Source organism: Microcystis sp. M53603_WE2 (genome assembly GCF_030065435.1).
On record NZ_JASJFF010000997.1, the window covers coordinates 1 to 6,844 of the forward strand.

The 6,844-nt window shown below is 42.3% G+C and carries 10 protein-coding genes; 6 read left to right on the plus strand and 4 right to left on the minus strand.

Annotated elements, in window-relative coordinates:
- Together PX481_RS21080 and PX481_RS21085 are read left to right on the plus strand one after the other, a co-directional pair.
- A partial coding sequence (locus PX481_RS21080; RefSeq protein WP_288095811.1) for a DUF3038 domain-containing protein occupies positions 1 to 520 on the plus strand: 520 nt, incomplete at its 5' end.
- A gap of 2 nt (positions 521 to 522) precedes the next feature.
- On the plus strand, positions 523 to 1,176 hold the full coding sequence (locus PX481_RS21085) for a DUF4335 domain-containing protein (RefSeq protein ID WP_288026323.1): 654 nt from the start codon (positions 523 to 525) through the stop codon (positions 1,174 to 1,176).
- 10 nt (positions 1,177 to 1,186) lie between these two features.
- Here the strand turns inward: PX481_RS21085 and PX481_RS21090 are convergent, their stop codons facing one another.
- Positions 1,187 to 1,540, minus strand: coding sequence for a HigA family addiction module antitoxin (locus PX481_RS21090; protein WP_012266765.1), 354 nt, complete (start codon positions 1,538 to 1,540; stop codon positions 1,187 to 1,189).
- Positions 1,541 to 1,555: 15 nt separating this feature from the next.
- Positions 1,556 to 1,840, minus strand: coding sequence for a type II toxin-antitoxin system RelE/ParE family toxin (locus PX481_RS21095; protein WP_002742078.1), 285 nt, complete (start codon positions 1,838 to 1,840; stop codon positions 1,556 to 1,558).
- A 93-nt stretch (positions 1,841 to 1,933) separates the two neighbouring features.
- On the opposite strand from PX481_RS21095, the gene PX481_RS21100 reads away from it, so the two are divergent.
- The 4 genes from PX481_RS21100 (at position 1,934) to PX481_RS21115 (ending at position 3,498) form a co-directional block, all read left to right on the plus strand.
- A complete protein-coding gene (locus tag PX481_RS21100; protein WP_288095814.1) occupies positions 1,934 to 2,095 on the plus strand; it encodes a hypothetical protein in 162 nt (53 codons plus the stop codon).
- A gap of 39 nt (positions 2,096 to 2,134) precedes the next feature.
- Positions 2,135 to 2,542 carry an adenosylmethionine decarboxylase gene (speD, locus tag PX481_RS21105; protein ID WP_002759529.1) on the plus strand — a complete coding sequence of 136 codons (408 nt, stop codon included), beginning with the start codon at positions 2,135 to 2,137 and terminating at the stop codon, positions 2,540 to 2,542.
- Positions 2,543 to 2,601: 59 nt separating this feature from the next.
- Positions 2,602 to 2,907 carry a DUF6464 family protein gene (locus PX481_RS21110; RefSeq protein ID WP_002795794.1) on the plus strand — a complete coding sequence of 102 codons (306 nt, stop codon included), beginning with the start codon at positions 2,602 to 2,604 and terminating at the stop codon, positions 2,905 to 2,907.
- Positions 2,908 to 2,985: 78 nt separating this feature from the next.
- Complete coding sequence (locus tag PX481_RS21115) at positions 2,986 to 3,498, plus strand: L,D-transpeptidase (RefSeq protein ID WP_288095816.1); 513 nt, start codon at positions 2,986 to 2,988, stop codon at positions 3,496 to 3,498.
- Here the strand turns inward: PX481_RS21115 and PX481_RS21120 are convergent.
- Entirely contained in the window at positions 3,460 to 4,110 is a 651-nt protein-coding gene (locus tag PX481_RS21120; protein WP_288027156.1) for a TIGR04282 family arsenosugar biosynthesis glycosyltransferase, read from the minus strand. The genes PX481_RS21115 and PX481_RS21120 overlap by 39 nt on opposite strands.
- Before the next feature lie 349 nt (positions 4,111 to 4,459).
- On the minus strand, positions 4,460 to 6,844 hold a 2,385-nt coding region (locus PX481_RS21125; RefSeq protein WP_288095818.1), incomplete at its 5' end, for an ABC transporter substrate-binding protein.

Consider the following 6,844-nt stretch of genomic DNA (forward strand, 5'->3'; position numbering starts at 1 on the left):
ACATCTCCAACAGCATATCGATTTAATGCTGTTAGCGTTGGAATCCTTAGAAGTCGGTGCCGGGGAGGCCCTGTTAGCCCTCTGTAAAGAACTAGGACTCGATAAAATTATCAAAAACCGGATTATTTTCTGGCGCTTACGCTGTACTAATCCGTGGCGAATTTCCTACACCCTCGACCGTCTGACCCTTGACCAAGCAAAAGCTTTAGTTATCATTGCCAGTTACCGGGCCAAACCCCTAGCTATATCCATCCGACAATTACTGTTAGCGCGGCAACAGATGGAATCAAAGGGTTTACCCGTGGATAATAATTTTCTTTTATCAGAATACCTAGAACGATTTCGCTCCAATTTTCGCAGTCGCATGAACCCCCGCCGGGCCAAAGTATCGGTTTATCTAGCCGATGAAAATGCTTTAAATGAACTGGCTTTATCCCTCCTCGATCAGTTATTATTTTGTACTGGTACGACGGGAATGCAGCGGTTTTGGATTAGTTTATTTGATGGGGAGATAGTGTAAAAATGAGAAGACAGTATAGCCTGCCCAATTGTACCCTGATTCTCGATGGTTTCGGCGATGATTTCGCCCCAGCTAACCCCGGTGATAGCCGACCTTTGCTCTCAATTTTGACTAACGTAGAATGTCGGTTAATCGGGGCCAATAAAGTCCTGCAAGGTGGTCGGGTTTTCTTGGAAAATTTGGTACAAGCGGTCAGTCAGTATGCCCAAGAATTTTTGAGTGGTGTTCGTCATCCCCAAGACCCCGTCCATGAACCAGATCATGTGTACCTAGAAAAGATTGACCATAATCTCCATCGTCTGGTCTGGTATCCATCAACGGACTTGAATATCCCAGAAAGTCCGGTGAAGATAGAAATCAGTACCGTGCAGTTATTCGATTTAATAGAAGCGATTGACCAATTTTTTGCCGATACTCGCACTTTACCTGACCTAACCCTAAAATTACAGCCAGTTTCCCGTCGCTACCATAAGGTGAATGAATCGGCGGCCGGTCGAACAGTACCTTTTTTGGCAGGATTAGGCAGTCTTGTCGCTTGCGCCCTACTTTTCTATCTGTTACCCGTCCCCCAAGTCCGTAAACCCGAAAATCCCCCCATTCCCGCCGCTTCTCCCAGTCCCACCGTCCCCACTAATCCCGTCCCCCCTCCTAGATAAAATTAGTCCCCTAAGCTAAATCTGTAAATGGAGTAATAGGAATTTGGTTATAAACTTCGGCATTCTTTGTCTGAGCTTGACGGAGATCGTAGTCTGTTTGAAGATTCAGCCAAAACTGAGGACTGTTACCAAAATATCGTGACAGACGCAAAGCTGTGTCCGCAGTGATACTACGCTTACCAGCTAAAATCTCACCGATACGAGTTTGAGCTACGCTTAAATCTTTGCTCAGTCTGTAGGGGGTAATATTGAGCGGTTCCAGAAAATCTAACTTGAGGATTTCACCGGGATGGATATTTGGCAAACGGTGGAACTGAGCTTTTACATTGAGCCTGTCGAAATGTGTCGAAGTGTTGCTGTTCATTGCATTTAGCTAATTTTAGTGGTAGTCCACTATCTCTACCTGATCAGCATTGCCTTCATCAGTCCAAATGAAGCAAATTCTCCATTGGTCATTAATACGGATGCTGTACTGGCCCTGACGATCGCCCTGCAACTTCTCCAACCGATTACCCGGTGGGACACGCAGATCATTGATCGATAACGCCGCTGCAAGGATTAGCAGTTTTCGTAGAGCGACCGATTGAATATCAGGGGGATAGTGACGAGACTGAAACCCCTCGAAAATGAGCTTAGTCTCTTCGGACTTGAAATTTATGATCATATGATAACTGTCACTTTGATAACTGTCACTTTGATAACTGTCACTTTGATAACTGATTAACTGATGATCAAATTCTAACGCCTAACGATACTATTGTCAAGCAGAAGTAAGCTTTCGCCCCACACCCCACACCCCACACCCCACACCCCACACCCCACACCCTTCTCCCCTGCTCTGTCCCAGTTTTTAGAGAAAGTAACCGAGAAAAACCAGATCTTTTTTGCACAAGTTAGAAAAATTGTGTTATGCTGGTAAATCTGTGAAGGTTTTTCGATAGGGAGTATTGAAAAAAAAATGACCAAACTGGGAACCCATTTGATTGTCGATGCTTGGCAAGTACCTGCTGACCTCCTCAACGATCCCGAGCGCATTCGTCGCGCTATCCTCGATGGAATTACGGCAGGAGAAGCAACGCTGATCGATTTGTGTGTCCACCAGTTCAGTCCCCACGGAGTTACCGCGACGGCGACTTTAGCTGAATCTCATATCGCGATCCACACCTGGCCTGAACACGGCTATTTCGCCGCCGATTTATTCTTCTGTGGTGCGGGTAAACCCGTGGTTGCCATGGAAATTTTGACCAAATCCCTGCAAGCAGGTGAGATTAAAGTGCGGGAACTAACCAGAGGATTCCCCGGTCCTGGGGCAGTTTATGAAAGCAAAAAGGAAGAACCCCTTAAGTCTTCCCTAGTTATGGCCTAATTTCTAGCGCCGGCCTCGATAATAAGTTAGCAGCACTGGCGATCGCCTAAACTGAAATCGTGATCAGGATAACCTTTGTTTTTATCCTTGCCCTCTTTCCCTCTCTCGTTAGTCTCTGGTTGATTAACCGATCCCAACAGAGATTAAGTAACCGTTTGAGGGGGATTCGCTATCGTCACGAATACAGCCCGGTGATGGCCAGTGATTTTTTGTCAATTCCTCTAGAGACAGAAAATAAACCGGCCTTGATCGGTGATCTTAGTTGTCGTTTTAATGCCTATTCCCCCCATTTGCGTTGTGCGGTTAATCCCACCGGTCCCTGTGAAGGTTGTCGGCAGTACGAAGCTAAAACTGGCACAGTGTAAGCGGCTTGAGCTTCCAAACAGTTCCCTATTTGCTATCCTTAAAAATTATCGCTATCGCAATTGAGGAGTGTGGGAATAATGGCGTTCAAACGAAATTTGACCCTCTTAATCATCGGATTAGGATTAACTTGTTTACCCCTATATCCGGCCCAAGCTAACCAAATCAGCACTGTCACCCCGAATACGGCGGCCAATCAAACTCTCGCTACCCATCTGGTCCTGAAACTGAAAGAGAGAAAAGTTTACATTTATCAAGATAGTAAAGTTTTAGCACAATTTACCGTCGCCGTCGGCAAAAAAGGCTGGGAAACCCCCACCGGTAAATTTGAGGTGCGGGAATTAGTTCGCAATCCCGTCTGGAAAAGTCCCTGGACGGGAAAAGTCAGCACCCCCGGTCCCAATAGTCCCCTAGGGGAAAGATGGATCGGTTTTTGGAGTGACGGCAAAAATTCCATCGGTTTTCATGGCACCCCCGCGGAAAATTCCCTCGGTAGCGCCGCTTCCCATGGTTGTGTGCGGATGCGGAATCGGGATGTGAAAGTGTTGTTTGATTTAGTCCGCATGGGAACCCCCGTCATCGTTCAACCTTAATTCCGGCAGATAATTTTTTAAGATGGGCAGGTCTTCCGGACGATCAATATCGGCTAATTTAGGCAGATAAGCGGTTTTTAAAGCCAGTTTAGCGGCGATTGTCTGAGTTTTTGCCAAGACTTCCCCCGTACCCCAGGGAATACCGTCAAAAAGCTCTGGAAAGACCTGTTTTAAAGCAATTAGGTAGTATCCTCCATCTAACGCCGGCCCTAAAACCATATCGTGGGTTTTTAGGGCTTCAAAGGCTGCTAAAATCTCTTTTTCCCCGATTTCTGGACAATCTGTGCCAATAATAGCGATCGCTGTCATCCCTTGAGCAAAACCATCGGCAAAAGCATTTTGCATCTTTTCTCCTAAGTCTTTTCCCCGTTGAGAATGATAGGAATAATGCACACCTAACCAAGTACGCATTTTTTCCTCGCTGCCGCCATGATAGTAAATGATCAGAGAGAGAAAATTCTTCAAACCCGCTAATTTACCGAGAGTATATTCGGCCAGTTTTCGGTGCAATTCTTCGGCTCCCTTGGCTGCTAAGGCCGGAATCATACGGGTTTTTACTTTCCCCAATTCCGGATAACGGGTAAAAATAATCAGTTGTTGTCTCCAGTCCACGAGTAATTGCGACGATGATATTAATTAAGTAGGGAGGCAAAATTATTTGTAGGATGGGTTAGCGGTAGCGTAACCCATGCAGGCGTTGGGTTTCATGCTTCAACCCAACCTACGTTCATCTTATATTTAATTCCACCCACCCACTTATTAGTTTTAGCCTACTGTCAATAGAAGGCAGCAAACCCAATAAAACGGGCTTTATTGGCTTAGTATAGATTATTTTAGTTGGTTATCTAATTCTGTGTTGGGTTTCGTTCCTCAACCCAACCTACAAGAGGGGCGATCGCTTGATTGAGTCGAAACCTTTTTCCTAGCGGCATTTCAGACTTTTTCAACCAACCCTGATTAGCTAGGGACTAGGTTTTTTGGGTGAGTTTAAACAGGATAAACCAGCATCTTTAGCAGTAGGATACTTGATTGGGACAAAAGCAAAATCTGAACTTAGTGTCCGACACTCCACAATGTGAACAAATTCTACGGAGGGATTTTGGGGATCGCCATTTTCATCAAGTTTCTTGCGATCGCCATTTTCATCGAATTGAATTGTCCCAGTTGCACCTTTAGTGACAAGAAAATCAAGAGACTTTAATTGTTCAAGGATATTAATTCGTGTGGGAGTATTTGCCTTTTCTAGAGCTTTTGTTAGAGCAAGAGTTGCATCATAGGATAGGGCCGTTATTGCATTAACAGAAGTTGTAGTCCATAAAATTTTGGCATCCTTAAGAAAATCCTGGTTAGGACTGGTTAAAGAATCCCAAGGAACCGTAATAACAAACTTTTGAAAAGGTTGTAGGTTGTTAATTTGTTCTAAGGTACGAGAACTACGAAGCCCCCATGATCCGATAACCCAATTTTGACTATTATTAAGTTTTATAAGTCTAATTGCATCGCCTTGAGCATCGCCAATTGCTTTTGGGAATAGTACAAGCCCTATTTCTTCTGTTATTTTTCCTTGTCTTTTTCGTAACTCTTGGATGGCTTCTTCTGCCTTAAAATTATTTCCGAGATCAAATTCATCTAATTTTACTACAGTTCCAGAGAATGGAGGGCGTGTAAAAATAGTTTTAAAACTATTAAAAAAAGATTCACTAAATGGACTTCCTTCACTATAAAAGCCCACCACTTTTTTAATAGACTTTTCTTGTAAAAATTTTGCAATGGCAGGAGATTGTTGCTCGACGGAAAAAACAGTTCGCAGAAAATTTTTTCTGGGGTATTTAGTAAGCTCGCTAGTCGTTGATCCGGGAGAAATCAAAACTAAATTATTTTGATTATAAATATCCACCGTTGCTAGAGTCATTTCACTGGGATAGTGACCAACAACCCCTAAAATTTCAGGACGCTGGGAAAGAGATTTTGCTCTCTTTTCGGCTAATAATTTTTTATTTTCATCATTAGTAATGACAACTTTTAATCCCTTACCATTAATCGCTTTTTTGTTGATAAAATCTTGATCTGGAAAATACTTGAGGAATGGATCATTGTCATTTAAAAGTCCCAGATTAATTTTTGTTTGTAATTGCGCTACTCCTCGTAACATTTCATTTGCTCGACTATCACCATCATCATCATTAAAGTCATTTTGATTTTTGGGAATACTAACAGCAACAGCAATCGTGTAATATGGCATTTTATTGGCTTCTAGTAAAGCATTATTTAAGTAAATTAACGTTTCTGGATCTAGCCTATCCTGTTGCCATGCGTCCTTAAATCTTAACAGGGCTTTTTGATAATCACACTGTGCAAAATATTCTTTACCTTTCTCCTTGTTAAACGGTTGAGAGTAATTAAGAACTTCTTCTCCTTCACTAATAAAGTCGTCCGTTTGTTTTGGACAATCAGATTGAATAATATAAGGGCGAGAAATGGCAAATAAACTTACAACTGCTATTGATGCTATTCCTATGCTAACTGGCAGATTTAATTTGAAATTTTGGAGCTTTGAAGTTTTTATAGAATGCAAAATTTGGGCGATTTTTGCAGAAGGCGAAGTGATTGGTGGAATCGTCGTAGTAATGGGATAAACCTCATTTTGCACTTCTTCTTCAATCACCTGAATATCCTCATCCCTCAGCCCGTAACGGCTTTGTAACTCTTTTAGTCTCCTTCTGTTTCCTTCTGTTATTGAAATAGAATCAGCTAATAATTCTCTAAAAGTTGCTTTGTACTCTGTTAGATTTTGTAATCTTTTTCTGAATGGCGCAAGATTCTCTTGTTCAATAATATCTGCCTCCTGTAATGATAAATCTAATTCGTTTCTTAGTTCATTTAGGCAGTTTCTTTCTACACGATTAAAATTTTCTTTACATATATTTTCCTTGCTCCATTCATCTAGAATTTCTCTAACCTTCTCACGATAAATAAATATAGGATTAGTGGCAGCAAGAGGAGATTTGGCTAAATAAATAGTATCCTCTCCTTCAAGAGAAAGATAAAATTTGGGAGTCATTGCCGGGGCAGCTTCCTTTACTCGTTCGCTGGCATACTCATGCAATTCATTAACAGAAATTAATTGATCACCATCCTTATCTGCTGCACCAGTTTCAATTCCTTCAACTAGATATTTTGTATAGATGGACAAATCGTTATCTTCCGACTCAAAAGAATATTCAATCGGACTAGAAGAGGTTAAAATCGCCCTTCCTTTACCTCCTAATTCCTCTTGAATGTTAAGTTCCCCTTTGATTGGCATTCCCTGAACCAATGCTCCGCTAAAACAGCAGTCGAGAATAAT